Annotated in this window: 26 protein-coding genes, 2 tRNA genes and 1 pseudogene; 20 read left to right on the top strand and 9 right to left on the bottom strand. The window is 67.6% G+C overall.

The features are described 5' to 3' along the window. From L0M17_RS20790 to L0M17_RS20745, 10 genes and pseudogenes are all read left to right on the top strand, one after another. Positions 1 to 328 (top strand): annotated as a pseudogene (locus L0M17_RS20790) (6-phosphogluconate dehydrogenase); the annotation flags it as partial. A gap of 30 nt (positions 329 to 358) precedes the next feature. Then, on the top strand, positions 359 to 1672 hold the full coding sequence (gene recF / locus L0M17_RS20785) for a DNA replication/repair protein RecF (protein WP_241056259.1): 1314 nt from the start codon (positions 359 to 361) through the stop codon (positions 1670 to 1672). Further along, a complete protein-coding gene (locus tag L0M17_RS20780) occupies positions 1672 to 2205 on the top strand; it encodes a DciA family protein (protein ID WP_241056258.1) in 534 nt (177 codons plus the stop codon). Before recF ends, L0M17_RS20780 begins: the two co-directional genes overlap by 1 nt. Positions 2206 to 2451: 246 nt before the next feature. Further along, positions 2452 to 4467 (top strand): DNA topoisomerase (ATP-hydrolyzing) subunit B, encoded by a 2016-nt coding sequence (gene gyrB, locus L0M17_RS20775; RefSeq protein WP_241056525.1) that lies wholly within the window; start codon positions 2452 to 2454, stop codon positions 4465 to 4467. 51 nt (positions 4468 to 4518) lie between these two features. Then, positions 4519 to 7155, top strand: a complete 2637-nt coding sequence (gyrA, locus tag L0M17_RS20770; protein WP_241056257.1) for a DNA gyrase subunit A — start codon at positions 4519 to 4521, stop codon at positions 7153 to 7155. Then, complete coding sequence (locus L0M17_RS20765; RefSeq protein ID WP_241056256.1) at positions 7152 to 7775, top strand: DUF3566 domain-containing protein; 624 nt, start codon at positions 7152 to 7154, stop codon at positions 7773 to 7775. Before gyrA ends, L0M17_RS20765 begins: the two co-directional genes overlap by 4 nt. Before the next feature lie 73 nt (positions 7776 to 7848). Then, positions 7849 to 7922 (top strand) — tRNA-Ile (locus tag L0M17_RS20760). Between the two features lie 34 nt (positions 7923 to 7956). Next, positions 7957 to 8076, top strand: coding sequence for a DLW-39 family protein (locus tag L0M17_RS20755; protein WP_231567618.1), 120 nt, complete (start codon positions 7957 to 7959; stop codon positions 8074 to 8076). 21 nt (positions 8077 to 8097) lie between these two features. Next, positions 8098 to 8170: transfer RNA gene (locus L0M17_RS20750), tRNA-Ala, on the top strand. Positions 8171 to 8501: 331 nt separating this feature from the next. After that, positions 8502 to 9407 carry a DMT family transporter gene (locus L0M17_RS20745; protein WP_241056255.1) on the top strand — a complete coding sequence of 302 codons (906 nt, stop codon included), beginning with the start codon at positions 8502 to 8504 and terminating at the stop codon, positions 9405 to 9407. On the opposite strand, the gene L0M17_RS20740 is transcribed toward L0M17_RS20745, so the two are convergent. After that, positions 9404 to 10279, bottom strand: coding sequence for a glycosyltransferase family 2 protein (locus L0M17_RS20740; RefSeq protein ID WP_241056254.1), 876 nt, complete (start codon positions 10277 to 10279; stop codon positions 9404 to 9406). The genes L0M17_RS20745 and L0M17_RS20740 overlap by 4 nt on opposite strands. Before the next feature lie 97 nt (positions 10280 to 10376). Then, complete coding sequence (locus tag L0M17_RS20735) at positions 10377 to 11327, bottom strand: hypothetical protein (RefSeq protein WP_241056253.1); 951 nt, start codon at positions 11325 to 11327, stop codon at positions 10377 to 10379. Positions 11328 to 11491: 164 nt separating this feature from the next. Here L0M17_RS20735 and L0M17_RS20730 point away from each other — a divergent pair, with 164 nt between their 5' ends. Together L0M17_RS20730 and L0M17_RS20725 are read left to right on the top strand one after the other, a co-directional pair. Continuing rightward, positions 11492 to 12037, top strand: a complete 546-nt coding sequence (locus L0M17_RS20730) for a peptidylprolyl isomerase (RefSeq protein WP_241056252.1) — start codon at positions 11492 to 11494, stop codon at positions 12035 to 12037. Between the two features lie 8 nt (positions 12038 to 12045). Continuing rightward, a complete protein-coding gene (locus L0M17_RS20725; protein WP_241056251.1) occupies positions 12046 to 12921 on the top strand; it encodes a rhomboid family intramembrane serine protease in 876 nt (291 codons plus the stop codon). A gap of 190 nt (positions 12922 to 13111) precedes the next feature. Here L0M17_RS20725 and L0M17_RS20720 read toward each other — a convergent pair whose 3' ends face one another. Then, positions 13112 to 13597, bottom strand: a complete 486-nt coding sequence (locus L0M17_RS20720) for an SRPBCC family protein (protein WP_241056250.1) — start codon at positions 13595 to 13597, stop codon at positions 13112 to 13114. Beyond that, positions 13563 to 13952 (bottom strand): ArsR/SmtB family transcription factor, encoded by a 390-nt coding sequence (locus tag L0M17_RS20715; RefSeq protein ID WP_241056249.1) that lies wholly within the window; start codon positions 13950 to 13952, stop codon positions 13563 to 13565. Before L0M17_RS20715 ends, L0M17_RS20720 begins: the two co-directional genes overlap by 35 nt. Before the next feature lie 321 nt (positions 13953 to 14273). On the opposite strand from L0M17_RS20715, the gene L0M17_RS20710 reads away from it, so the two are divergent. The 4 genes from L0M17_RS20710 (at position 14274) to L0M17_RS20695 (ending at position 17456) form a co-directional block, all read left to right on the top strand. Beyond that, on the top strand, positions 14274 to 15329 hold the full coding sequence (locus tag L0M17_RS20710; RefSeq protein WP_241056248.1) for a pirin family protein: 1056 nt from the start codon (positions 14274 to 14276) through the stop codon (positions 15327 to 15329). Then, entirely contained in the window at positions 15326 to 15640 is a 315-nt protein-coding gene (locus tag L0M17_RS20705) for a GNAT family N-acetyltransferase (RefSeq protein WP_241056247.1), read from the top strand. Before L0M17_RS20710 ends, L0M17_RS20705 begins: the two co-directional genes overlap by 4 nt. A gap of 335 nt (positions 15641 to 15975) precedes the next feature. Continuing rightward, complete coding sequence (locus L0M17_RS20700) at positions 15976 to 16584, top strand: hypothetical protein (protein ID WP_241056246.1); 609 nt, start codon at positions 15976 to 15978, stop codon at positions 16582 to 16584. Positions 16585 to 16661: 77 nt separating this feature from the next. Continuing rightward, positions 16662 to 17456: an SDR family oxidoreductase gene (locus L0M17_RS20695; RefSeq protein ID WP_241056245.1), complete on the top strand. Its 795-nt coding sequence runs from the start codon at positions 16662 to 16664 to the stop codon at positions 17454 to 17456. 64 nt (positions 17457 to 17520) lie between these two features. Here L0M17_RS20695 and L0M17_RS20690 read toward each other — a convergent pair whose 3' ends face one another. Continuing rightward, on the bottom strand, positions 17521 to 18978 hold the full coding sequence (locus tag L0M17_RS20690) for an MDR family MFS transporter (RefSeq protein WP_241056244.1): 1458 nt from the start codon (positions 18976 to 18978) through the stop codon (positions 17521 to 17523). A 1073-nt stretch (positions 18979 to 20051) separates the two neighbouring features. Here L0M17_RS20690 and L0M17_RS20685 point away from each other — a divergent pair. Continuing rightward, on the top strand, positions 20052 to 20678 hold the full coding sequence (locus L0M17_RS20685; protein ID WP_372498081.1) for a uracil-DNA glycosylase: 627 nt from the start codon (positions 20052 to 20054) through the stop codon (positions 20676 to 20678). Positions 20679 to 20946: 268 nt separating this feature from the next. Further along, positions 20947 to 21357, top strand: a complete 411-nt coding sequence (locus tag L0M17_RS20680; protein WP_241056243.1) for an RNA-binding S4 domain-containing protein — start codon at positions 20947 to 20949, stop codon at positions 21355 to 21357. Here the strand turns inward: L0M17_RS20680 and L0M17_RS20675 are convergent. Further along, complete coding sequence (locus tag L0M17_RS20675) at positions 21354 to 22583, bottom strand: aminotransferase class I/II-fold pyridoxal phosphate-dependent enzyme (RefSeq protein ID WP_241056242.1); 1230 nt, start codon at positions 22581 to 22583, stop codon at positions 21354 to 21356. The genes L0M17_RS20680 and L0M17_RS20675 overlap by 4 nt on opposite strands. Before the next feature lie 61 nt (positions 22584 to 22644). Between L0M17_RS20675 and L0M17_RS20670 the strand changes: the two genes are divergently transcribed. Beyond that, positions 22645 to 23466, top strand: coding sequence for an oxidoreductase (locus tag L0M17_RS20670; RefSeq protein WP_241056241.1), 822 nt, complete (start codon positions 22645 to 22647; stop codon positions 23464 to 23466). A 34-nt stretch (positions 23467 to 23500) separates the two neighbouring features. Beyond that, on the top strand, positions 23501 to 24019 hold the full coding sequence (locus L0M17_RS20665; protein ID WP_241056240.1) for an SRPBCC domain-containing protein: 519 nt from the start codon (positions 23501 to 23503) through the stop codon (positions 24017 to 24019). A 3-nt stretch (positions 24020 to 24022) separates the two neighbouring features. On the opposite strand, the gene L0M17_RS20660 is transcribed toward L0M17_RS20665, so the two are convergent. Genes L0M17_RS20660 through L0M17_RS20650 form a run of 3 tightly spaced genes read right to left on the bottom strand, consistent with a single transcriptional unit; the run spans position 24023 to position 26101 of the window. After that, the gene (locus L0M17_RS20660; protein WP_241056239.1) at positions 24023 to 24457 is read right to left on the bottom strand and encodes a hypothetical protein; all 435 of its coding nucleotides are present in this window, start codon (positions 24455 to 24457) and stop codon (positions 24023 to 24025) included. Then, a complete protein-coding gene (locus L0M17_RS20655; protein ID WP_241056238.1) occupies positions 24454 to 25662 on the bottom strand; it encodes a serine/threonine-protein kinase in 1209 nt (402 codons plus the stop codon). The genes L0M17_RS20660 and L0M17_RS20655 overlap by 4 nt, the downstream gene beginning before the upstream one ends. Before the next feature lie 25 nt (positions 25663 to 25687). Further along, the gene (locus L0M17_RS20650; protein WP_241056237.1) at positions 25688 to 26101 is read right to left on the bottom strand and encodes an SRPBCC family protein; all 414 of its coding nucleotides are present in this window, start codon (positions 26099 to 26101) and stop codon (positions 25688 to 25690) included. Between the last annotated feature and the right edge of the window lie 71 nt (positions 26102 to 26172).

The following is a 26172-nucleotide window of genomic DNA, read 5'->3' as shown; positions in this document are numbered from 1 at the left end:
CCTGGCAGCCAAGGACATCATCACGGACCTCCCCGGCACGTTCCGCGCCTGGCAGAAGGGCACGGTCGTCCGCTCGTGGCTCCTCGACCTCCTGGTCAAGGCTCTTGAGGAGGATCCAGGACTCGACAACATCGGCGACTACGTCGAGGACTCGGGCGAGGGCCGCTGGACCGTGGAAGAAGCCATCGCCAACGCGATCCCTGCGCCTGCCATCACGGCCGCCCTGTTTGCGCGGTTCGAGTCGCGCGAGGACAGCTCGCCCGCGATGAAGATGGTTTCCGCGCTGCGCCACCAGTTCGGTGGCCACGCGACCCGTCCCGCCAAGTAGCAGGGTCGGGGAAAGGACGGTCTCGTCCCGGTGTACGTCGAACGGCTTTCGCTCACGGATTTCCGGAGCTATCCGCAGCTCGACCTCACCCTCGAGCCGGGACCGACCGTCCTCGTGGGCCCCAACGGGGTCGGCAAGACGAACGTCGTGGAGGCGCTGGGCCTCCTCTCGACCCTGTCCTCGCACCGCGTGTCCTCTGATGCCCCACTCGTGGGATTCGGGGCGAGCCAGGCGATCGTCCGGGCGGGTTTCGTACGCGGCGTCCAGCGTTCGCAGCTCGAGCTCGAGATCAATCCCGGCAAGGCGAACAGGGCCAGGATCAACCGCGGTGCTCCCCGGCGCGCAAGGAAACTCCTCGGAATCGCGAGGACCGTGCTGTTCGCGCCCGAGGATCTCGCCCTGGTCAAGGGCGATCCTTCGGCACGCCGCCGCTTCCTCGACGAGCTCCTCACGGTACTCGTACCGCGCCATGCGGGAACCCGCTCCGACTACGAGAGGGTCCTGAAGCAGCGGAATGCCCTCCTCAAGTCGGCTCGCACGTCGCGTTCCCGCGGCGGCCGCGGGCCGGATTCCCACGGCGCCACCGTCGAATCGACCCTTGACGTCTGGGACCAGCACCTGGCGAAGATCGGTGCCGAACTGCTGGCCGCGCGCCTCGCGCTTGTCGAGCGGCTGCGGCCACATGTCGCCGCGGCGTACGCCCAGCTGACCGATGGTTCGAAGGCGGCGCTGCTCGCCTACCGCTCGTCTATCGAGGGTTTCGTGCCCGACGATGACGCCGAACCCGTCGATCGCTCCCCCGCCGGCTCCCCCGGTGGCGGCCCCACGCCGTCGTCCGTTCCGGCAGGCGCTGGACTCGAGACGCTCAGCGTCGACGAGATAGGCGAACGATACCTGGCCGCCCTTGCGGCCGCCCGGCCGGCTGAACTCGAACGCGGACTCTCGCTCGTTGGCCCCCACCGCGACGAGCTCGAGCTCCTTCTCGGGCAGGCCCCCGCCAAGGGCTTCGCGTCGCACGGCGAGACGTGGTCTTTCGCGCTCGCCCTCCGCCTCGCGTCCTACTATGTGATGCTCGACGACTCGACCGTCGAGGGGGACGAGCCCATCCTCATCCTCGACGATGTCTTCGCCGAACTCGATGTCGCCCGCCGTACGCGGCTCGCAGCGATCGTCGCAAAGGCAGAGCAGGTCCTCGTCACGGCAGCGGTCGACGGCGACATCCCGCCCGAGCTTTCCGGGCGGCGGGTCCGCGTCGTCCCCGGCGGCATTGAGGAGACGGACGACGCCGGGCACTCGGGCGCTGGGGAGCCGGGCGCTGTGAAGCACAGTCTTGGGGACGCCTGATGGCGGACGCTGATCAACCCGAGGTCGATGCGGCGCAGGCTGCTCTGAATCGGGTCCGGCAGGCCGCCGAAGCCCGGGGGGAAGTGCGCACGCGGACAACCGGTTCGCTCGTCCCCACAGCAGGAGCCCGAAATACGAGGCGCAGCACCACTCGCAGAGGAGAGCCAGGATATGGGGGTCGGGACCCGCTCGGGCTCGGCAGCGTCGTCCAACGCATGGTCGCCGAGCGCGGCTGGTCCTCCCCCGTGGCCGTCGGCTCCGTCATGGCCCGTTGGCCGGATCTCGTCGGCCCCGAGGTCGCCGCGCACTGCACTCCTGAGAGCTTCGAGAACACGACGCTGCGCGTGAGGTGCGATTCGACCGCTTGGGCGACCCAGCTCCGCCTGCTGAGCACCGCGCTCCTGGACGGCTTCGCGCGGGAGCTCGGCCCCGACGTTGTGCGCACGCTTCAGGTGCTCGGCCCGGCGGCGCCGAGCTGGCGGAAGGGGGCCCGGAACGTGCGCGGCCGCGGCCCCCGCGACACGTACGGATGAATCCAGACGGGGGTCTTGACACGGGAAGCCGGAAATCCCTGTCTGCGCCTCTCTCGGGCCCGGAGCCACACTCCCCCTTAGATGCCCGCCCGCTGAGCCGCCATTTCGGCCCTTAAAGGCTTCCCATGGGCACCCGCAGGGCGCGCGTGTCCGGGATCGCGCGGTGAACCCGGTAGAATTGACTGGTAAGCCTGCCTACCAAAAGAGGGGTCGAGACCGCCTGTGTCTGACGAGAGCGCAGCGAACGTGTCCAACGAGCATGCGACCAACCCGCCGAATGCTCCTAGGGAATACGGGGCGAGCAGCATCACGGTGCTCGAAGGCCTCGAAGCAGTCCGCAAACGCCCTGGCATGTACATCGGATCGACCGGCCCCCGTGGCCTACACCACCTCGTCTACGAGGTGGTCGACAATTCGGTCGACGAGGCCCTCGCCGGGTACTGCGACCACATCAAGGTAACGCTCCAGCATGACGGCGGCGTCCGCGTCGAGGACAATGGCCGCGGCATTCCGGTGGACATCCACCCGACCGAGGGCAAGCCGACCGTCGAGGTCGTCATGACGATCCTGCACGCCGGCGGCAAGTTCGGCGGCGGCGGGTACACGGTCTCCGGTGGCCTCCACGGCGTCGGCATCTCCGTTGTGAACGCGCTCTCGACCCGAGTCGACACCGAGGTGCGCCGGCAGGGCTACGTGTGGAGGATGTCGTTCCGCGACGGGGGCCACCCTGTAGGCGGCCTCGTCCAGGGCGAGGCGACCGATGCAACCGGCACGATCCAGACGTTCTACCCGGATCCCTCGATCTTCGACAGCGTCGAGTTCGACTTCGAGACGCTTCGCGCGCGCTTCCAGCAGATGGCCTTCCTCAACAAGGGCCTGCGCATCACCCTCACCGACGAACGCAAGGCGCAGGTCGACGAGGAGGAACTCGCCGACGAGGCGGAGCACGCTCCGGAGCCGCGGACAGTCGACTACAAGTACGACGACGGCCTGCTCGACTACGTCAAGCACCTGAACTCCTCGAAGAAGATCGAGGTCATCCACGAAGAGGTCATCGCGTTCGAGAGCTCCGAGCCCGAGCGGCGCATGGCGCTCGAGATTGCGATGCAGTGGACCACTGCCTACGCGGAGTCCGTCCACACATACGCGAACACGATCAACACCCACGAGGGCGGCACCCACGAGGAGGGCTTCCGGGCGGCGATGACGTCGCTCGTGAACCGCTACGCGCGCGACAAGGGCATCCTCAAGGAGAAGGAAGACAACCTCACAGGCGACGATGTGCGCGAGGGCCTGACCGCCGTCATCAGCATCAAGCTCGCCGAGCCGCAGTTCGAGGGCCAGACGAAGACCAAGCTCGGCAACTCCGAAGCCAAGGGCTTCGTCCAGCGCGTCGTGACGGATCAGCTCGGCGACTGGTTCGAGCGCAACCCCGGTCCGGCCCGCGACATCATCCGCAAGGCAATCCAGGCTTCCCAGGCCCGCATGGCGGCCCGCAAGGCCCGCGACAACGCGCGCCGCAAGAGCCCGCTCGAGTCGTTCGGCATGCCGGGCAAGCTCTCGGACTGCTCATCGAAGGACCCCTCGGAGTGCGAGGTCTACCTCGTCGAGGGTGACTCGGCCGGCGGTTCCGCCAAGCGCGGCCGCAACCCCAAGACGCAGGCGATCCTGCCCCTCCGCGGCAAGATCCTCAACGTGGAGCGTGCGCGCCTCGACAAGGCGCTCGGGAACGCTGAGATCCAGTCGATGATCACTGCGTTCGGGACGGGCATCGGCGAGGACTTCGAGATCGCCAAGCTGCGTTACCACAAGATCGTGCTGATGGCCGATGCCGACGTCGACGGCCAGCACATCACCACCCTGCTCATGACCCTGCTGTTCCGGTACATGCGGCCCCTCATCGAGAACGGCTACGTGTACCTCGCGCAGCCGCCGCTGTACCGGATCAAGTGGTCCAATCACGCGCACGACTACGTGTACAGCGACCGCGAGCGGGATGACACGATCCGGGCGGGCCTCGCGAACGGCCAGCGCCTTCCGAAGGAGAACGGCATCCAGCGGTACAAGGGCCTCGGCGAGATGGACTACACCGAACTGTGGGACACCACCATGGATCCCGACCGGCGCACCCTTCTCCAGGTCACGATGGAGGACGCGGCCGCGGCCGATCAGACCTTCGCAGTGCTCATGGGCGACGACGTCGAGTCACGCCGGCACTTCATCCAGCAGAACGCCAAGGACGTCCGCTTCCTGGACATCTGACGCCGGGCCCGTGACCCGCCAGATGAGCCAGAGCAACCAGAGGAGACATTCATGAGCGACGAGACTCCCGAGACCCCAGGCATCGGACCGGACGGCATGCCCACCGGACCGCTCGCCGAGGGAGCCCTCATCGACCGCGTCGAGCAGGTGGACCTGCAGACCGAAATGCAGCGTTCGTACCTCGACTACGCGATGGCGGTCATCGTCGGGCGCGCGCTGCCCGACGTGCGCGACGGCCTCAAGCCCGTCCACCGCCGAGTCCTGTACGCGATGTTCGACGGCGGCTACCGCCCCGACCGCGGGTTCAACAAGTGCGCCCGCGTCGTCGGCGACGTCATGGGCACGTACCACCCACACGGCGACATGGCGATCTACGACGCCCTCGTGCGCCTCATCCAGGACTGGGTCATGCGGTACCCGCTCGCGCTCGGCCAGGGGAATTTCGGTTCCCCGGGCAACGACGGCGCGGCGGCCCCTCGGTACACCGAGACCAAGATGGCGCCCCTTGCCATGGAAATGGTCCGGGACATCGACGAGGAGACCGTCGACTTCCAGGACAACTACGACGGCAAGAACCAGGAACCGACCATCCTGCCGGCCCGGTTCCCGAACCTGCTCGTCAACGGCTCGTCGGGCATCGCCGTCGGCATGGCCACGAACATCCCGCCGCACAACCTTCGGGAGGTGGCTGACGGCGTTCAGTGGTACCTGCAGAACCCGGAGGCCACGCGCGAAGAACTCCTTGAGGCGCTCCTCCAGCGCATCAAGGGCCCGGACTTCCCGAGCGGTGCGACGATTCTCGGCCACCGCGGGATCGAGGACGCCTACCGCACAGGCCGCGGGTCGATCACGATGCGCGCCGTCGTCAACGTCGAGGAAATCCAAGGCCGTACGTGCCTTGTCGTCACCGAGCTGCCGTACATGGCGAACCCGGACAACCTCGCGATGAAGATCGCGGAACTCGTCAAGGACGGGAAGCTCCACGGCATCGCGGACCTCCGCGACGAGACCTCGGGCCGGACGGGCCAGCGCCTCGTGATCGTCCTCAAGCGGGACGCTGTCGCGAAGGTCGTGCTCAACAACCTGTACAAGCACACGCAGCTGCAGGACAACTTCCCCGCGAATATGCTCGCGATCGTCGACGGAGTGCCGCGCACGCTCTCGCTCGATGCGTTCGTCCGCCACTGGGTGACCCACCAGATCGACGTGATCGTGCGCCGTACGCAGTTCCGGCTGCGGAAGGCCGAGGAGGAGATCCACATCCTCCGCGGTCTGCTCAAGGCCCTCGACATGCTCGACGAGGTCATCGCCCTCATCCGCCGCTCCCCGACGGTGGAAGAAGCGCGCGACGGCCTCATGGCCCTTCTCGAGATCGACGAGCTCCAAGCGCGCGCGATCCTCGACATGCAGCTCCGCCGCCTCGCGGCCCTCGAACGGCAGAAGATCCAGGACCGCAACGACGAGCTCGAGGCCCAGATTGCGGAGTACCGCCAGATCCTCGCGGATCCGGCGCGGCAGCGGGCGATCATCTCCGAGGAGCTCGGCACGATCGTCGAAAAGTACGGCGACGACCGCCGGACGCGGATCCTCGCGGGCTTCGACGGCGAGATGAGCGTCGAGGACCTCATCCCCGAAGAGGAGATGGTCGTGACCATCACTCGCGGCGGTTACGTCAAGCGCACGCGCAGCGACCAGTACCGGCAGCAGGGCCGGGGCGGCAAGGGAGTCCGCGGCGCCCAGCTGCGCGGGGACGACGTCGTCGAGCACTTCTTCGTCACGACCACGCACCACTGGCTCCTGTTCTTCACGAACCTCGGCCGCGTGTACCGTGCGAAGGCCTATGAGCTCGCCGAGGGCGGTCGCGACGCGAAGGGCCAGCACGTTGCGAACGTCCTCGCGTTCCAGCCCGACGAGCACATTGCCCAGGTCCTCGACCTCCGGGACTACCAGCAGGCCCCCTACCTCGTGCTGGCCACGAAGGGCGGTCTCGTGAAGAAGACGCGGCTCGAGGACTACGACACGAACCGCACTGCGGGCGTCATCGCGATCAACCTGCGGGACGGTGACGAACTCGTCTCCGCCCAGCTCGTCTCCGAGACCGACGATCTCATGCTCGTTTCCCGGCACGGCCAGTCCGTCCGCTTCACGGCGGACGACGACGCGCTGCGCCCCATGGGCCGCGCTACGAGCGGCGTGACTGGCATGAAGTTCCGGGACGACGACGAACTTCTCGCCGCGAACGTCGTACAGGAGGACTCGTACGTCTTCATAGTGACCGAGGCCGGCTACGCGAAGAAGACGGCGGTCGACGAGTACCGGCGTCAGGGCCGCGGCGGGCTCGGCATCAAGGTAGGGAAGTACCAGGAAGGCCGTGGCCACCTCATGGGTGCGCTCATCGTCAACGACGAGGACGAGGTCCTCGTCGTGATGGAAGGCGGCAAGGTCGTCCGGTCTGCTGTCTCGGGCGTCCCGGCGACGGGACGTGACACGATGGGCGTCATTTTCGCCCGTCCTGACGACGGCGATCGCATCATCGCCGTGGCGAGGAACACGGAGCGTGGGCTCACCGAGGCCGTCGAGGGCGAGGTAGTCGATGCCGAGATCGAACCGGTCGACGACAGCGAGCAGGCTCAGGATGCCGTAACGTTGACCGGAGACTCTGTCGAGAACCCCGGAGGTAACGAGTGAGCACGCCCGAGAACGAAGCCCGTCCCGGGGGCTATCAGGTGACCCCACCGGCCCGGCCCCCGCAGCGGCCGGCCGCGGCACCGGCGTCGTCCGGAGGCTACCAGGCCCGCGGCGCGCAGGCTCCTGCAGCTGCGACCCAGAGGCCCAGCGTCAGCCCGGCGGGAGCGGGGCAGCGCCCGGCAGCCCGTCCGGCTCAGCGGCCTCCCCTCGGCGGTGCCCCGACTCAGGGCCTCGTTCGTCCGGCGCCCAAGGCCAAGCAGCGGCGCGCCCGCCTCCTGGTGAGCAAGGTCGATCCGTGGTCGGTTCTCAAGATGGCGTTCCTCCTCTCGGTCGCCCTCGGGATCGTGACCGTTGTGGCGTCGATCGTCCTGTGGACCGTCCTCGACATCACGGGCATCTTCGACAAGATCAACGGACTGCTCGGCCAGGTTGCTGGTTCGGAGAGCGGCGGCTTCGACCTCCGCAAGGTCGCCTCGCTCGGCCAGGTCGCCTCGTTTGCGACCATCATCGCCGTCGTCAACGTGGTGCTGCTCACGGCACTGTCGATGCTCACGGCGGTGCTCTACAACCTTGCTTCGGCTCTCGTCGGGGGCATCGGAGTCACCCTCACGGACGACTGATCCGGATTTGGCCGGGCTGCCCTCGGTGCTGTAGAGTCTTATCTCGGCCCGAGGGCAACCCAAGGCCTGTTGGGGGCGTATAGCTCAGGCGGTTAGAGCGCTTCGCTGATAACGAAGAGGTCCCAGGTTCAAGTCCTGGTACGCCCACGGAACCTGCTTTTCCACCCTTTGGAGGTGCCTGTTGAAGAAGCTGATTGCACTCGCGATCGCTGCTGCTGCAGGCGCCTTTGTTGTCAAGAAGATGCAGGAATCCGAAGCCCAGAAGAAGGTCTGGAGCACCACGACGGACAACGTCGAGTAGCTCGATTCCTGCGGGCACCGCGGGGGCATGGCGCAATTGGTAGCGCACCTGCTTTGCAAGCAGGGGGTTAGGGGTTCGAGTCCCCTTGCCTCCACCGCCGGTCCCGGCTCCACTTCATGCAAGTGGGGCCGGGACCTTTTTTGTGCCCCTTGGCTCGCCCCTCGGCCTTGCCCCCAGTCCCCGCGCCGCCGACTCTCCTTCACCGCCAGCTCTCGGGCCCGTCTTTCCCGCCATCGCTCGCGCTCCAGCCCGGTTGTGATTTCCCAATCACTTCCACAGCGGCGTGTCAGGCCACGACGCGGCATGGGAGGCCACAGAAGTGGGCTGGAGCGCGAGTTCCCGGCTTGGTATAGGCAGACGGCGGAGTCCGAGCGCCGGCTGGCAGGCGCGCATGGTGGCGACCGGCGAGAGCCTAGAGTGTTCAGGTGACCCTCCTTCTCGCGGCCCTTGGCGTGCTCGGCGTCTCTTCGTCGGGGCCCCTCATTGCAGCCACTCTCGCCGGCAGCTCGGTGACGGCCCTCGCCATCGCCTTCTGGCGCAACGCCATCGCAGCCGTCGTGATGGCCGCGCCGGTGGCTCTTCGCGAGCCACGCCAGTTCCGGCAGCTGGGACGGCGCGAGTACCTGTGGTCGTCTCTCGCGGGCGTCGCGCTCGCGTTCCACTTCGTGTGCTTCATCCTCTCGCTGACGCTGACCTCGGTCGCGGCGGCGACGGCCCTCGTGTGCCTGCAGTCGGGGTGGATTGCCGTCTTCTCGCTCCTGCGCGGGCGGCGGCTTCCGCGGGCCGTGGTCGTGGGCCTCGGCGTCTCCTTCGTGGGTGTTGTCGCCATTACCGGATTGGACGTGGGTGGCTCGCACGAGGCCCTGCTCGGGGATCTGCTCGCGGTTGCCGGCGGGATTCTCGCAGGGCTCTACACGATGGCAGGAGGACAAGCCCGCCAAACCATGGGCACGGGCACCTACACGGCGCTTTGCTACGGCGTGTGTGCGGCGATCGTCGCGGTGCTCGCCCTCATCTCGGGGCAGCGTCTGGCCGGCTTCGAGCCAATCGGCTGGGCCGGGATCTTCGCGATCACGCTCGCAGCGCAGATTGTGGGCCACACGGCCTTCAACCATCTGGTCGCGACGCTGAGCCCGCTTGTCGTGTCGATGATCATCCTGCTCGAGATCCCCGGAGCCGCGATCCTCGCGGGGGTCTTCCTCCACCAGGTCCTGCCGGCGGGGACGTACGCGGGGCTCACCTGCATCCTGGCGGGGCTCGCCATCGTCGTGCTCGGGCAGCGGCGGGCCAGGCGCGAGCAGGCACTCGAGCCGGGGCTCGGCGCGGATTAGCCGATGCCGGCGCGCTTGACCGGGGACGAGGAGTTCGCGGTGTGCAGGGCGCGGAGCAGCTTCGCTGGGAAGTAGATGGAGAAGAAGACGACCATCGGCGCCTTGAGCGCGATCTTCTTGACGTTGTGCGCCTTGTAGGTGCGGTCGAACCGTGTCACGTAGTACCGGTAGTCCCGCGGAGAGTCCTCGAGGCGGCGCGCAGACATGCCGGAAACCATCTCGGGCCAGTACTGGATGCGCATATCGTGCTCGGCGAGATGCAGGGACAGGTCGATGTCCTCGTGCATCTCATCGTTCTCGTCCAGGCAGACCTCGCCCCGAATCTTTTCCCACGCGCTCTTGCGCATCGCCATGTTCGAGCCGAAGAGGAAATGGTACTGGTGCCTGGCAAGCCTGAGCATGAGCTGCCGCACCTTGTCGTCGGCTTTGAGTCCGAAGCGGCGCATCGGCATGTCGTAGTACACGACCGGCCCCGTGGCGGCCTGCACTGTGGGGTCCGCAAAAGCCCAGATGACCTCCTCGACCCAGTCCGGTTCGAGCAGGGAATCGGCGTCGATACGACCGATGATGTCACCCTGCGCAGCGTCGAGCCCGAAGTTCCGAGTGGGGATCAGCCCCTGCTCTGCGTTCTGGCTGAGGAGGCGGATTCCCGCTTCGGGGTACTCCTGTTGAAGTTGGCCGACAATCTCCGCTGTGGCGTCCGTGCTCAGGTTGTCGACGACGATGATCTCAAGCGCTGGCACCGACTGGTAGATCGCCGCAGTGACGCACTGCCGGATCACGCTCTCCTCGTTGTAAGCGGGGATGACAATCGAGACGCTCGGGCGTCCGATCGCGTAGGTCGACGAGGAGAGGGCGGGTTCGGGGACCATCACTGCAAATCTAGCAAAGGCAGGGAGGGGACCCGCTGGTATTGAGCGGATCCCCTCCCTGACGGCACGGAGGAACTCCGCGCCAGTTGCGCTGGGGTTAGGACTCCCCGTCCTGGCTCGCGTTGTGGATGTCCCGCATAGCGGCCGTCGCGTCCTTCGCCACGTGCTTGGCCTCGCCCTTGGCGTCGTCGTCCTCGCCCTCCGCGGCCTCCGGGCCCATCGAGGTGTCGACGGCGGGGACGGGGCCGGGCTCGGTAGCGGCGCTCGAGGCGTCGGTGGCCTCGGAGACGGCAGTGTCCTCAGCCGTCTCCTTCGACGGGGTGGAAGCCGTCGGAGCGGAGGTGCTCCCCTGAGGTTCCGAGGCCACAGACTGCGACGAAGAGGACGCCGGAGGCGTCACCGGGACGGGCTTGACCGGCACCGGCGTCTTCCAGGGGTCCTCGACGGGCTTGGCGGCACGCCACGCTGCAACACCGGCGGCGACCGCTGCCGCGACTACCCCGAACACGAGGAAGCCGCGCCCCTTCTTCTTGGGCCGGCCCGCTGCCTTCCGCGCGGCTTCCTGCGCCGCCGCAACAGCTTCCTTTGTGGCGGCGTCGGCCTGACGCACGATGCCGGACTCCGCGAGCTTCTGCGCGACCGCGTCCACCTGCCCGGGAGCAGCAGAAAGACTCCGGTTCACGGTCTCTGCGGCGCTCGCGAGGCCCTCCGAGATGCGCGGGAGCATCTGGTCGGCCGCGTCCTTGATGACGGGGCCGGCCTTGTCCACGGCCTCATGGAGGCGGGGCGAGGTGGTATCGACGATCTCGCTGATCTTCGGGCCGAGGTGCGAAAGGCCCTCCTGGATCCTCGGGGTCACGACGGCGACGCCCTCGGCGAGGCTGTTCGCCGCGGTCTTGAGGCCCTCTTGGACCTTCGGGGAGGCGGCATCGAGACCCTGCTGGATCTTCGGAACGGCCCACTCCACGGCCGCATCCACGCGGGGCTGGGCCCAATCGCGCGCATTCTCGACGCTGGTCGTGACGGTCTTCTCCAGTGATTTCTTCACGGCTACCTCCAGATATCTGCTAGGTCCATCGCCAGCCTACGAGAGCGAGACGCCGTATGCTACGAAAACGAGGCATTCCTGCCATAGGGTTCCCGGATTTCACCGAGCGCAGAACGTCCGACGGCGCCCGGCAACGTCCAACGCGCCCGTGGAACAATGGCCGCATGAGTGCTAATGCAACCGCCAAGGCCACCATCCACACGAACCACGGGGACATCGTGGTCAACCTTTTTGGCAATCACGCGCCGAAGACCGTGAAGAACTTCGTGGGACTCGCAACGGGCGAGCAGTCCTGGACCCACCCGGAGACCGGCGAGGACAAGACGGGAACGCCTCTCTACAACGGCACGATCTTCCACCGCATCATCAAGGACTTCATGATCCAGGGCGGCGATCCGCTCGGGAAGGGCATCGGAGGCCCCGGCTACCGTTTCGACGACGAGATCCATCCGGAGCTGAACTTCAAGGAGCCGTACAAGCTCGCCATGGCGAACGCCGGCGTCCAGGGCGGCAAGGGAACCAACGGCTCGCAGTTCTTCATCACGACCGTCGACACGAGCTGGCTCTACGGCAAGCACACCATCTTCGGCGAGGTTGCAGACGAGCAGTCGAAGAAGGTCGTGGACGAGATCGAGGGTGTCCGCACGGGCCTTCAGGATCGTCCTGTTGAGGACGTTGTGATCAGCTCGATCGACGTCGAGACGCTCTAACCCTCCACATGAGCTACGGAATGCCCCCCGCTGAGCCGGCCGCTCCGCCGGTATGTCCGCGCCATCCGGACCGCGTCTCCTATGTGAGGTGTCAGCGGTGCGGGCGTCCGGCATGCCCGGACTGCCAGCGGCCGGCCGCGGTGGGCATCCAATGCGTCGACTGCGTGCGCGAACTCGCGGCGCAAGGGCCTCGCGGCCCCTACGGTGGAAGCCTCCGCCGCTCAGGTCAGCCCATCGTGACCTGGTCGATCATCGGCGTGTGTGTCTTGGTCTACATCCTCGAGTGGCTGTTGCCCAACGACGTCGTCTTCCAGGACTTCGCGTATGCGACCGTCTTCACCGGTGTCGAGCCGTGGCGCATGCTCACGAGCGCCTTCCTGCACTCGCAGAGCTTCATCCTCCACATCGGTCTCAACATGTACACCCTGTGGATCTTCGGGCGAGTGCTTGAGCCAGTCCTCGGGCGCTGGCGCTATCTGATGGTGTACCTGATCTCCGCCCTCGGCGGCTCGGTCGGATTCTTCCTCTTGACCCCGGTTTCCATGACCGCCGTGATTGGGGCCTCCGGCGCGATCTTCGGGCTCTTCGGCGCGCTCTTCGTCGTCGTCCGCCAGCGGGGAGGCAGCGTCCGCCAGCTCCTCGTGCTCATCGCCCTCAATGCGGTCTTGGGGTTCGTCGTCCCCGGAATCGCTTGGCAGGCGCACTTGGGCGGGCTTGTCACGGGAGGGCTGACGACGGCGATCATCGCCTACGCGCCCCGCGGCCGGTATCGGCTCGCCGTTCAGGTCGGCGGATTGCTCGCGGTGGTGGCGCTGCTCGTGATTATCACCGCTGTCAGAGTTGGCGCCCTCGGCCTCTCACAGACGGCTGTCGTCGGCGCCTAACCCCTCCCTGTGGGTGGTTTTCCACAACGGCTATCCACAGTGTGCACAACTTACAGATCTGTAGTTAGAGGACGCAGATCGCAGTGGTGACGGGAGCTGGAGCTCCTTCTGAGAGCCCAGCTCCCACCGCGAATTCCCCAGCTGTGGATATCGCTCCTCAATACTTGTGGACTAGCAGCCGGGAGCGGGCTCAGGCCTCGCGCTCCAGCAGTTCGTCGAGGCGCTCGTAACCCTCGTTCATTCCGTCCGTCATGCCGGCCTCGAGCATCGCGTCGCGTGCGGCGACCGACTGGAACGTCGAATGCACTGTCAGCCGGCAACGCCCGTCCTCGAGCGCTTCGATCTCGGCCGCGTCAAGCGAGACGTGCCCTGGCGCACCTTCGAACTCGAACGTCTGCACCATCCGGCGCGGCTCTGTGAGTTCATGGAAGGACCCGTGGAAGGCGAAGGTGAGTCCGTCCTCGCCGGACTGGACGAAGCGGTAGGAACCTCCGCTCCGAGCGTCGAAGCGGTCGATCGTCGTGGCGTACCTGCGGGGCCCGATCCACTGGCTGAACAGTTCGGGATCCACGTGCGCCCGGTAGACGCGCTCTGCGGGGGCGTTGAACTCACGAACGACGTCGACGAATGGGAGTCCGGGCTCAGCGCTGACCTGGGTGGTCTTGGTCGTGGTCATGATGGTGTTCCTCCGATGCGAGAAGGGCGTCGAGGCGTTCATAGCGTTCCTCGACTGCTTGGCGGTAGCCGTCCAGCCAGGCCGTGAGGCGGCCGAGCGCGGCGGCGTCCAGATGGCAGGGGCGGCGTTGGGCGTCGCGGCTGCGTGTGATGAGGCCGGCCTCCTCCAGCACCTTGAGGTGCTTCGAGACGGCCTGCAGGGTGACGGCGAATGGCTCGGCAAGCTCGTTCACCGTGGCATCTCCTTGCGCCAGACGTGCCACAAGGCGCCGGCGCAAGGGATCCGAGAGGGCGGCGAAGGCACGGTTGAGCCCGCCTTCCTCGGCCGTTCCGGGGTCAGCGGTTGCAGTCTCCACAGCGCGCCTTTCGAAAGGACCAACGATAACCAACCATCTTCTTTATCAACTGATAGGTTGAATAGACTGAGCCTAGATCGTGGCGGCGCTGGGGTCAAGGGGCTCATCCGCGCTCTTGTCCACATGGGTTGTCCACAGTGTGGGTAACTTACAGAGCTGTAGTTCTTCCGCCTCTTCCCCCTGTGCAGGGCGAAACGGGCATCTGATGCCACCACCGCGACCCGGGAATCCACACCTGTGGATAACTTTGGGGATACGCCCTGTTGGAAAGTGCACAACCCGGGCCATCTACGGATTAGGCTCAGGCGGAGGAGGGCAGCCATGAGCAATCTCGAACTCGAGCCGCAGGAAACACGCTGCGGGGCGGACGACGGCGATGTGGCCGGAGTCGAGCTGATCGTTCCCCGTGACGTTCCCCTCGGCGGCCTCCGCGCCATGCCCGTACGGCGCACCCTGCCTTCCAAGGAGCGAAGTCTCATCGGCGCATGGTGCTTCCTGGACCATTACGGCCCAGACGATGTCTCGCTCACGGGAGGCATGCGCGTCCCGCCCCATCCCCATACGGGGCTTCAGACCGTGAGTTGGCTGTTCACGGGCGAGATCGAGCACCGGGACAGTGCGGGCCACCAAGCGCTCGTCCGGCCCGGGGAGCTCAATCTGATGACTGCAGGCAGCGGCATCAACCACTCCGAGTACTCGACCCCGGGCACCACCGTCCTGCACGGAGCACAGCTCTGGACGGCCCTGCCAGACGCATTCCGTCACGCCGACCCGGGGTTCGAGCGCTACGTGCCGCAACCCGTCGCGCTGGCGGGCGTGAGCGGGGAACCCGTGGGCGAGGCCCGCGTGTTCCTAGGATCCCTGCTCGGAGATGTGTCCCCCGTGCAGACCTACTCGCCCCTCCTCGGCGCGGAGCTGACGCTCGGGCCGCACGCCGCCGTCGTGCTCGAAGTCGACGCGACCTTCGAACACGGCATACTCGCCGACAACGGCGACGCGGCCATTGAGGGGACCGAGGTGCCCCAGAGCGTTCTGGCCTACCTTGCCCCAGGCCGGTCGGCTCTCCGGCTCGCCAACGACGGCGACGCGCAGCTCCGTCTTCTCCTCCTCGGGGGGCGCCCGTTCGAGGAGGAGATCACGATGTGGTGGAACTTCGTGGGCCGCGACCATGACGAGATCGTTGGCTACCGCGCCGCATGGCAGCGCGAGATCGGGGCCGAGGCGGCGAGCGGCGAGGAAGAGAGCATGGCGCACGACGGCGCACGGTTCGGCCCCGTCGTCGAACTCACCCATGGCGAGGCGGCCCTTCCCGCTCCCGCGCTCCCCCACGTCCGCCTCCGCCCGCGTGGAGGCTCGCGAGAAAGGAACCATGGATGACCGACCGGATCGACATTGTGCACGTGCCCGAGCGGCACCGCTACGAGCTTCGCGATGGGGACAAGCGCATCGGCATGGAGCTCTATCGGGTCCAGGACGACGGCGCGGTGTACGCGTTCGACCACACCGAGGTTGACGAAGGCTACTCCGGTCTGGGGCTCGCGAGCCGGCTCGTGAAGTTCGCCCTCGACGATGTCCGTTCGAAGGGCGCTCGGATTCGGCCCTACTGCCCGTACGTCCGTGCTTTCTTGCGCCGCCACGCCGAGTATCGCGACCTCGTCGTCGACGGCTTCGTGGAGCCCGAGGACTGAGGGGGAAGTGAACTTCACTGTGGATGGACGGCCTTGGTTCTCCACAGAGTTCTCCACATGGGTGGATAACTTACAGGCATGTCATTCTTAGTCTCTCCCCCGCTTCTTGGCCTGCTGCTACCGGTTAGGAAGCGCCCAGGGCCTGATCCTCCGCTTCTTCCCCTCCACAGCCTGTGGATAATTTGCCGCAGAAAACCCACATCCTGTGGACTCTTGCGAGCCTCCTATGTAGGTTGGGCGAGCCCGAACCCGGGAAACAGATTCGTAGTTTTGGAAAGGCAAATCGCAGCGGACCCGCTGCATCAGGTATCAGCCATCACAGGAAGGCAGGACCGATGAGCCCTGAACACCGCAAGCCGGACGGCGAAAACGAACAGGGCTGGGACGTTGACGAGGAGGCGATCGTCGCAGAGCAGAGACGGCGCTTCGGAGGTGTGAAGACCGGATCCGCCTTCTTCGGCTGGCTGTGCGCTACGGGCATGTCAGTCCTGCTGACCGCCGTCCTCACCGCCGCGGGCGCGGGCATCGGCATCGGGACGCAGACGGATCCGACGAAGCTCGCAGGGCAGGCGGCGCCGACCGTCGGCATCATCGGGGCCGTGGCCGTGGCGGTGATCCTGTTCGTCTCCTACTACTGCGGGGGCTACGTCGCGGGCAGAATGGCGCGCTTCGACGGCGTGAGGCAGGGTATCGCCGTGTGGCTGTGGGCCGTGGTCATCGCGATCGTCGTCGCGCTCGTGGTGGTGGCGGCCGGTGCCCGCTTCAATGTCCTCTCGAACCTCAACAGCTTCCCCCGAATCCCCGTCGACGAGGGCACTCTGACCACTGGCGGAATCATCGTCCTGATCGTGGGAGCGCTCATCACCCTCATCGGCGCCATCCTCGGCGGAGCTGCGGGCATGCGCTACCACCGAAGGATCGACCGTACCGCCGTCGACCTCTGACCGAACTCGCCCCGGATGCGCAATCCGCGTCGGTGTGGACCACTGAGCCCGCGGGGGCGCCGACTACGCTGGCGAGCGTGATCGCCACAAGCCAAGCTTCGTCGTCGTCCGTCTCCCAGAAGCGCCCGCTTGCCCTCGTGACTGGCGTCGGGCGGCGGCCAGGGATCGGGGCGGCCATCGCCCGCGAACTTGCGTCGCAGGGATGGGATCTGGCCTTGTCGCACTGGTCGGCCTACGACGCGCGCCTCCACGGCGCACCGGCGGGGCACGAGGCGGAGGCGATCGCCGCCGAAGTCCGCGGGCATGGCGCCATGGTCGAGGTCTTCGAGGCGGACCTTGCGGACCCCGAGGTGCCGGCTCGGCTTCTTGCGTCGGCTGGGCAGCGGTCACCGGTGCGTGCGCTCATTCTGAGCCACGCGGAATCGGTGGACTCCTCGATCCTCGACACGAGTCTCGATTCGTTCGATCTCCACTTCGCCGTGAACGCTCGCGCCTCGTGGTTGCTCGTGAAGGCCTTCGCCGAGCAGTTTCCCGAGAGCCTTCACGGGCTCGGGCGCATCGTCGCTCTCACCAGCGACCACACTGTCCACAACCTGCCGTACGGCGCGAGCAAGGGCGCGCTGGACCGCATGATTCTTGCGGCAGCCCGAGAATTCGGGCACTTGGGGATCAGCGCGAACGTCCTCAATCCTGGGCCGATCGACACGGGCTGGATGGACGACACCACGCGTGCGGCCCTGACCGCGCGCCAGCCGGGTGGCCGGCTCGGGAAGCCCGAGGACGTGGCCGCCGTCGTGGCTTTTCTCGTGAGCGAGGCCGGGGGATGGATCAATGGGCAGCTTGTGAAGGCCGACGGCGGCTTCTCCGCCTAGGTTGCGCCGTCACCTCTGCTGGGTGCGCACCCTGCGGAGGTGACGGCGCAACCGGCGGCGGAGGTCAGTGGACGGCCTCGCGCGCCTCGGCTCCCTCGGTCGTCTCGGCCGCCGGACGGTTCCGCAGGAAGGCGGCGAGGACGATCGACGCGATGGCCACGATGGCCGCAACCAGGAACGCCGCGCGGAATCCTGCCATCTGGGCGTCGATCGGATTCGCTGCCGCTCCTGATGTCACCGCTGCCTGCGCCTGCGATGCCATGACGCCGACGAGCAGCGCTGTCCCTGCCGCGCCTGCAACCTGCTGAAGCGTGCTGAGGATCGCCGAGCCGTGGCTGTAGAGGTGCGGCGGGAGTGGGTTCAAACCGCTCGTGAAGGCCGGGGTGAACAGGAGGGCCAAGCCGAGTGACAGCCCGACGTGGAGCGCGAGGACAGCCCAGATCGGAGTCCCGGCGGTGAGGAACGCGAAGACGAAGAGGACCGCCGTCATGAGCGCGGTTCCCGCGAGTGTCAGCGGAAGCGGCCCGACGCGGTCGAACCATTTGCCGACGAACGGCGCGAGGAGTCCCATGACGAGGCCACCGGGGAGGAGCAGGAGGCCGGTCGAGAGCGTGTCGAGGCCGCGGACCTCCTGCAGGTAGATCGGCAGGAGGATCACCACGCCGAACAGGGCGATCATGCCGACCACAAGCAGAGCCGTGGCTACGGTGAACATCGGGTGCAGGAACGCACGGAGGTCGAGCAGGGGCGAGCCGGAGCGCTGGAGCCGGAGCTGCCGGAGCACGAAGAGCGCGAGGCACACGAGGCCGACGGCGAGCGGCACTGCGGGGCCGAGGCCGGTCCCCTCCCCGCCGAGCTGGCTCAGGCCGTAGACGAGGCCGCCGAACGCCGGCACCGTGAGCACCACGGAGAGGGCGTCGAGCCGCGGACGCTCATTCTCCGCTGTGCCACCCAGATGCCGGGCCCCAAAGAACAGCGCCGCGAGGGCGATCGGCAAGACGGTGAGGAACATGAAGCGCCACGAGAGGAACTGCAGGATGAGGCCTGAGATCGTCGGCCCGATCGCGGGCGCGACCGAGATCACGATGCTCACCGTGCCCATGACCTGGCCGCGGCGCGCAACCGGAACGAGAGAGAGGACGCTCGTCATGAGCAGCGGCAGCATGACGGCGGTACCGCACGCCTGGACGACGCGGGCGAGGAGCAGGATCGGAAAGCCGGGCGCGAGGGCAGCGAGAAGCGTTCCCGCACTGAAGAAGCCCATCGCGAGGATGAAGACGCTCCTGCGCGTGAGCCGCTGAAGGAGGAAGCCCGTGGTGGGGATGACGACCGACATGGTCAGCATGAAGGCCGTTGCGAGCCACTGCACGGTCGGTGCGTCGATGTGCAGCTCGGCCATGAGGCGTGGCAGAGCCACATTCATGATCGTCTCGTTGAGGATCACAACGAAGGTAGCCGTCACGAGCGCGGTGATCACGAGACGGTTCTCGCGGGAGATCTGATGGTTGGACGCGGGCGTCACGGCTTCTCCTGGGGAGGTCGGGCGCGAATTGGGCAGGTCCGCCCTCACTGGGCGACGGTGGGGGCTACTTCCCCCGCACTGTGTGCAACATCAAGTCTGCCCGAAAATTCCCTGAGAGACTGCGAGTTCCTGAGACACGGAGGCCGAGCTGAATCTTGGGCGAACCGGAGGCGAACTTGGGCTTGCTAAGCTCTTAAAGCCCGACCGCCCCCAACGGCCGGCCCATCCCCCTCTCCCGTCCGAGTCGGACGCCTTCTGGCGCGCCGTCGGACGGCCGCGCTGACCTCGAGGAGATCCTGCAGCAGATGACAGTCTTGGCCTCGCGCTTCGCCTACGACGACTACGACGAGGACTACCGGTCCGAACTCGACGCCAAGTACGAAGAGGGCTTCGGCCAGAGTCCCGAGCCTGCCTACGACGACGAGGATGAGTTCGACGACCTGTTCGCCAACCTCTTTGACGAGGACGACGACGATGACTCGCCTTCCGTCACAGCGAGCCGCAAGCCTGCATCACGGAAGTCCCCGGCGACCAAGATGTCGACCTCGAGGGCGTCGGCCGCTGAGCCCAAGTTGTCCCCCGCGGTGGCTTCCGCCCCTATTGCTTCTGCCCCGGTTGTTGCTTCTGCCCGCGCCGTTGACGTAGTCGCCTCTCAGGACGCAGTTCCTGAGAACCCGGCACCCCCGGCTGCCCGTCCTCAGGTCGACCCAACGATCGCCGCTCTCTCTGAAGCGGCGGCACGAGCTCGGGTCGCCGCTGATTCAGCGGGGAGCGCCGCCAGGCGCGCCGTCTCCGAGGCGGTCGCAAAGGCAGCGGCGGCGAAGGCGGCAGCTGCAGAGGCTTCCGCGGCAGAAGAGGCCGCCCAGCTCGCGCTCGCCCGCTCGACCGAGGCAGACGAGCTCGCTCGGGCCGCCACCGACCGTCTCGAGGAGGCCAAGAAGCTCGCCGAGGCCAAGAACGTCGCTGAGCCCGAGGGCGAGGAGGTCGCTCAGCCCGATGCCGCGGAAGGCCTCGCAGAGGCAGGGGCACAGGCATCGGCGCAGGCAGAGGCGACGGACGCACCCGAGCCGCAGATCGCCGTCGTCCGTGACGTCCTCGAGGTGACCGACCCGCTCTGGGCGCCCGCGATCGCGCCCGTGACGGAGCACGTCGAGTTTCTGCGGAAGCTCCGTCCGGGCTTTGAGGTCCCCTATGTCGACCCGATGCATTCGGTCGAGGAGTGCCAGATCCTGAGCCTCTTCTCGAACACGGGCGAGGCCAGCCCCCAAGGCTTCGTGTGGGCGGGGGACGACGCCGCGGCGACCCGGCTCCTAGGGCTGCAATACCAGCTCGGCCTCCGTCCTGAGTGGATCATGCCGTGGAACACGCACCCCTGGTTCACCCCGGGCGAGGCGAACGGAAAGCTGACGCCGGATCAGGTCCAAGCCGGGCTCAAGCCGCTTCTCGCGCTGCTCAAGCTGCTGCCCCGCGCGTCGGCGATCGTGGCGCACGGCCCCGAGGCGAACCGCCTCGCGCAGATGCTCCTCAAGACGAGCAATCCGCTCATCTGGCGCCGTGGGCTCAAGGTCTACAAGGCGCGTTCGCTCCACGGCCGGGCCTTCGCCGGGTCGAAGGAGCGCCAGACGGAGTGGCTCATCGAGATGGGCAAGGCGTACGCGGACGCGATGGCCCGCGCCGGCCTCCAGATCCGCCGGGCCTAGATACCCCGAAAGGCATACAAGAAAAAGGCCCGCCCTCCGGGCTGAGGCCGGAGGGCGGGTCGGTTAGCGGGTCCGCGGTTTGCGCAGATGCGCGACGGCGTCGGAGTCGAGAGCTACTTGGCGTTTAGCCTTCTTGACTGCACGCTGCTCCTTGATGGACTTCGACGGCTTCTTGTGTTCGCTCTGATGTGGCTGCTTGTCCGGCATATCAGCTCCTCAAGGTCGTCCCCCCATGAGCTGACGATACGCCGCTAGACTGCTGCGCACCATGGCCTTTTCGCACGCTCCTGCTTCCTCTGGTTCCTCGCCCGCGGCAGCCGTCCGCATCGACTCCTGGCTGTGGGCCGTGCGCGCGTACAAGACGCGATCCGCCGCCACGGCGGCGTGCCGGGCAGGTCACGTGAGGCTCAACGGGAACCCGGTCAAGGCCTCCCAGACCGTCGTCCCCGGGGACACGATCCGCGTCCGGCAGCCCGGATTCGAGCGCATCCTCGAGGTACACGTCCTGATCGCCAAGCGCGTCGGGGCAGAGGCTGCCTCCCGCTGCTACACCGATCACACGCCAGAGCGGCCGCCCGCGCCGTTCTTGGGCCTTCCCCAGCGGGACAGGGGCGCCGGGCGCCCCACCAAGAAGGACCGCCGCGACATGGAGAGGCTGCGCGGCCAGCGGGAGGACTAGGCCGCGCCGCCCTGGAACCGGAGGATGCGTTCGACGGCGGTCGTCACCGCGGTCGAACCCGCGGCGAAGCTGAGGCGAACCGAGCGGCCGCCGGATGCGGCGTCGAAATCTGTGCCCGGGACGATGGCGACGCCCTCGGTCTCTAGCAGCTCCCGGCAGTAGGCCCGCGAGTCCTCGAAGCGTCCGAGCTGGGAGCCGAGCTCGGCGTAGAGGTAGAACGCGCCGTCGGCCGGTGCTGCGGGTCCCCAGCCGAGTGAATCGAGGTTGCCGAGAAGTGCTCTCCGCGTCTCCCCATATTGCGCGACCCAGGCGTCGGCTTCGGCATAGGAGGCCGGGGAGAAGGCCTCGATCGCCGCGAGCTGCGAGGGTGCCGGCGGGCAGAGGGCGACGTTCCCGGCGAGGGCGTCGACGGCTCCGACGAGTTCTTCCGGAAGCAGCATCCATCCGAGGCGCCAGCCCGTCATGCCCCAGTACTTGGAGAAGCTCGAGATGACGATGGTGTCATGAGAGAGATCCTCGCCCAGCTCCCAGGCACAGACTCCGCGCGGGCTGTGCTGGTCGAGGACCGCGTCCGGGTAGGTGATGCCGTGGTAGATCTCGTCGCTCACGAGCCGAGTCCCGTTGGCCGAGCACCAGGCGGCGATGGCTTCGAGTTCGGATCGGCTCACCATTGTCCCGGTCGGATTCGCCGGTGAAGCGAGGATGAGGCCGGCCATCGGGCCGTGCTCTCGGGCCGCGGCGTCGAGCAGCTCGGGCGTCGGCTGATACCGCGTCTCGGGGCCACAGTCGATTTCGACCACCTCGCACCCCAGTGCGGCGAGGATGTTGCGGTACGCGGGGTAGCCGGGCCTTGCGAGGGCGACGCGGTCCCCCGCCTCGAAGGCCGCGAGGAAGCCGAGCACGAACGCTCCGGATGAGCCCGTGGTCACGGCGATCCGCGCGGGGTCGATCTCGAGGCCGTACCAGCGGGCGTAGTGCCCTGCGATCGCCGCCCGCAGCTCCGCCGTACCGAGCGCGGGCGTATACGTGAGGGGACGCTCGGAGGCGTGAATCGAGGCTGCCTTCGCGGAGACGCCGGACGGCGCCCCACCCGAGGGCTCGCCAGCACACAGCGAGACGACGTCCCGTCCAGCGGCCCGAAGCTCGTCAACCCTCGCAAGGATGTCCATGACCGCAAACGGTGCAACTTGAGAGCGGGACGAGGCGGCGAGGTATCGGAGGCTCATGGGCTCCAGCTTGGCACAAGCCCTCGTCCCAGCGCCGGACGCTCCGGTAGCGTGAGGCCCCATGGAACAGGTTGCCCTCGTCACGGGCGCATCGAGCGGAATCGGCGAGTCCAGCGTGCGGGCACTCATCGCAGAGGGGTTCACCGTGTATGCCGCGGCCCGACGGGTCGACCGCATGCAGGGCCTCGCGGAACTCGGCGCGCGGATCCTCTCCATGGACGTCACCTCGGACGATTCGATGACCGACGGCGTCCGTCGGATCATTGCCGACGCCGGCCGGATCGACGTCCTCGTCAACAACGCCGGCTACGGCTCCTTCGGGGCGCTCGAAGAGGTGCCGATCTCGGAGGCGCGGCGCCAATTCGACGTGAATCTCTTCGGCCTCGCTCGCCTCACCCAGCTCGTGCTGCCGGGGATGCGGGCCAGACGCTCCGGGACGATCGTCAACATCTCCTCGATCGGCGGCAAGTTCTACGAGCCGCTCGGCTCCTGGTACCACGCGGCCAAGTTCGCGGTCGAGGGCCTCTCCGATTCGCTGCGCATCGAGCTCAAGCCGTTCGGGATCCGTGTGGTCCTGATTGAGCCGGGCCCCATCCTCTCGGAGTGGAGCGCGATTGCGCGGGAGTCCCTCATTGAGAGATCAGAGGGCACCCCCTACGAGGGCAACGCGCGGAAGGTCGCGGGAGTCCTGGCCGAGGTCGACAAGCCGGGCCGCGCGAGCCCGCCGGACGCTGTGGCGCGGGCCATCGTCCGGGCGGTCCAGTCGAAGCACCCGGCCGCCCGTTACCCCGCCGGCGGGGGAGCGTGGCCCATCCTGGCCGCGCGGAAGGTGCTACCGGACAGGGCGTTCGACGTAATCGTCCGCACCGTGTACGGGCATTGAATCGGGGACGGCCACTCGTGATCGGAGGCACCGGATGATGGAAGAGCTCGACGGGCAGTACAGCGAGGAAGAGGGGCGTGCTTCTGTCACCTTCGTCCGCTCGTATCCGGTGAGCGCCGAGGATGTCTGGGACGCCGTGAGCACGCCGGAAGGATTGGACGGCTGGTTCCCCTCCGCCGTCGTCATCGATCCCTCGACGCACACCGTGACGCTGACCGGCGACCCGAACATGCCGCCGTCGTCCGAACGGATCACCGCGTGGGAGCCGCCCGAGCGGTGGGCCTTCGATTGGGGCGAGGACACGCTCGAGTTCGTGGTGCAGGGCTCGGGCACGGACGCGGAGCTGACGCTGCGGAACTGGCTCGGTGACCGCACTGCCGCCGCCCGCAACGCCGCTGGCTGGCACGTGTGCCTCGCCGAACTCGCGGTCAAGCTCGGCGGGGGAGAGCCCGGGGGCCCGCACAGGGCGGGCGCCCTCGCATGGCAACCCCTGTATGACGGCTACATCCGCGAGGGCCTCCCCTTCGGGGCGCCAATCCCGGGACAGGGCTAGGCGTTAGTTGTTCTGGTCTTGGCCCTTCGACGAATCCTTCGGCTCGTCCTTCTTCTTGGCCTTCGATGATTCGCTCGTGCTTGGCGAGGAACTCGCGGTCGAGGCGCTCGGCGACGGGGTGCTGTGCGAGCCCGAGGCCGTCTCAAGGTCAGTCCTGACGAGCGCAACGGCGGTCAGCACGTCCTGCTTCCGGGCCGCACTGAGCTTGCCCTGAGCGGCGGCCTCGTTCGCCTGGCGCTCGATGTCCGCGAGTTCCTGCAGTGCTTGGCCGTAATGGCCAGCGGCCGCCTCCGCGCGCACGTTCTGGGCCGCCGACTGGAGGTCCGCGGCAACTCCGGTGTCCATGTCGGACGCCTTCTGGGCGCAGCCCGCGAGCGTTGCCGCGGCGAGGCAGGCGGCTGCGGCAGCGAGCACGAGGCGCTGGCGGCTTACGATCACGGTCTGACACTCCGTTCGAGCTGGGCGATGTGGCTCCCGAGCGGGCCCGGGATGTGGGGCGATCCGGGCGCGATCGGCGTAGGCCCGGAGTTCGGCGGTGCCGTCCGCAGAGCGAGCGGGATCACCGTGATGAGTGCAAGGACGACGACGGCGGCAGCCACCCACACGAACGGGCGGCGGAGCAGCGGGGCCGGACGAGGCGAAGCAGACGGCGCCTGGGGAGGCTTCGGCGGGGGACCTGCGGGCAGAAGCCGAGTCGCGCCGTCGTTCGCTCCCGCTGAAGGCGGCGGGATGACCTCGGTGGGCATGGACCCCGCGGGTTCGGGCGCGCCTACAGCGGCGTTGGCGGCCGCCTCAAGCGTCTGGGCGACCTGGATCGGCGTCGGCCGCTCGGACGGTTCCTTCGCCATCATCCACGGCAGGAGCGTGGTCCAGGGCGCGCCGAGTTCTGCCGGCACGCGCGGTTCGCGGAGGAGACGGGCGACGGCGGACTCGACCGCGCTGCCCGGATACTCGATGTGGCCGGTCAGGGCCTCCAGAAGCACGAGCCCGAGCGAATAGACGTCCGAGGGCGGCCCCACGACTTCTCCCCGTGCCTGCTCAGGGCTCAGGTAGTGAGCGGTGCCGATCGTCGTGTTCGTCTGGGTGACACGGGTCGCGTCGATGACGCGCGCGATCCCGAAGTCGGTGAGCTTGGCCGGGCGGCGCGGCCCGACGGCGACGGCCGGGTCCGGCACGATGACATTCGCGGGCTTGATGTCGCGGTGCACGATATCGAGGGCGTGGATGTAGGCGAGGGCGCTCGCCAGATCGGCGCCGAGACGCTGCACCTCCTTGCCGCTGAGGGGACCCTGGCGGAGGCGCTGGCGCAGATCGGTTCCCTCGAGGAACTCCATGACGAGGTACGTGACCTGAGCCTTGCCGTCGGCGCTTGTCTCGGTCCCGACGTCGTAGAGGCGGACGAGGCTCGGGTGGTTGAGGCGGGCGAGGACTTCCATCTCGCCGCGGCGACGCCGGTCGCTGCGGGGATCGGGGGAGTGCGCTCGGAAGACCTTTACGCCGACAATCCGGCCGAGGACCTCGTCGCGCGCCCGGTAGACGGTTGCCATCGCTCCGCTGCCGGCGACCTCGAGGAGGCGGTACCGGCCGCCCATGAGGGAGCGCTTGAGCCCGGTGTCGCTCTCGGCCACGATCTGCCCCTCCATCACCGGACTTTTCTCTCAGTCCAGCCTAGTCGACCACCCCGTCCGATCCGTGCTCGAGCACGGATCGGAGGGTGTCGAGATCGCGTTGGACCGCTGCGGCGTCGGCCTCGAATTGCTCATCGGTGACGCCCGTCTCGCGGCGAAGGTGGAAGACCGCAAGGCTGTGCGGGCCATCGTGCAGGATCCGGAACTGATTGAGGACGGTCGCACCCGTCGGAAGGGTGACCTCGTGGTCGAGGATTCCCTCGGCGACATCGCCGACAAAGCTGACTTCGACGTCGCCCATTGGGGACGAGGCGACCCAGCGCTCGCCCTCGGCTCGGATGCCGCCGGCGAGCCCCTCGGCCCAGAGCGGGAGGTTGGCAGGGTTGCCCGCGAAGGCGGCGACGTCGCCGGCAGGCAAGGCAATGGGAGTGGTCAGGTGGCGGAACTCTGACATATGGCGAGCGTAAACCTCACGACCTCGCGAGCCCTTTCATTCGGGCGGAGGGTCGCGAAGAGGAGGCGCTC

The organism is Sinomonas terrae, assembly GCF_022539255.1.
GTDB lineage: Bacteria > Actinomycetota > Actinomycetes > Actinomycetales > Micrococcaceae > Sinomonas > Sinomonas terrae.
Note: the sequence above shows the minus strand (reverse complement) of the source record. Positions and strands in the feature narration are given on the sequence as shown.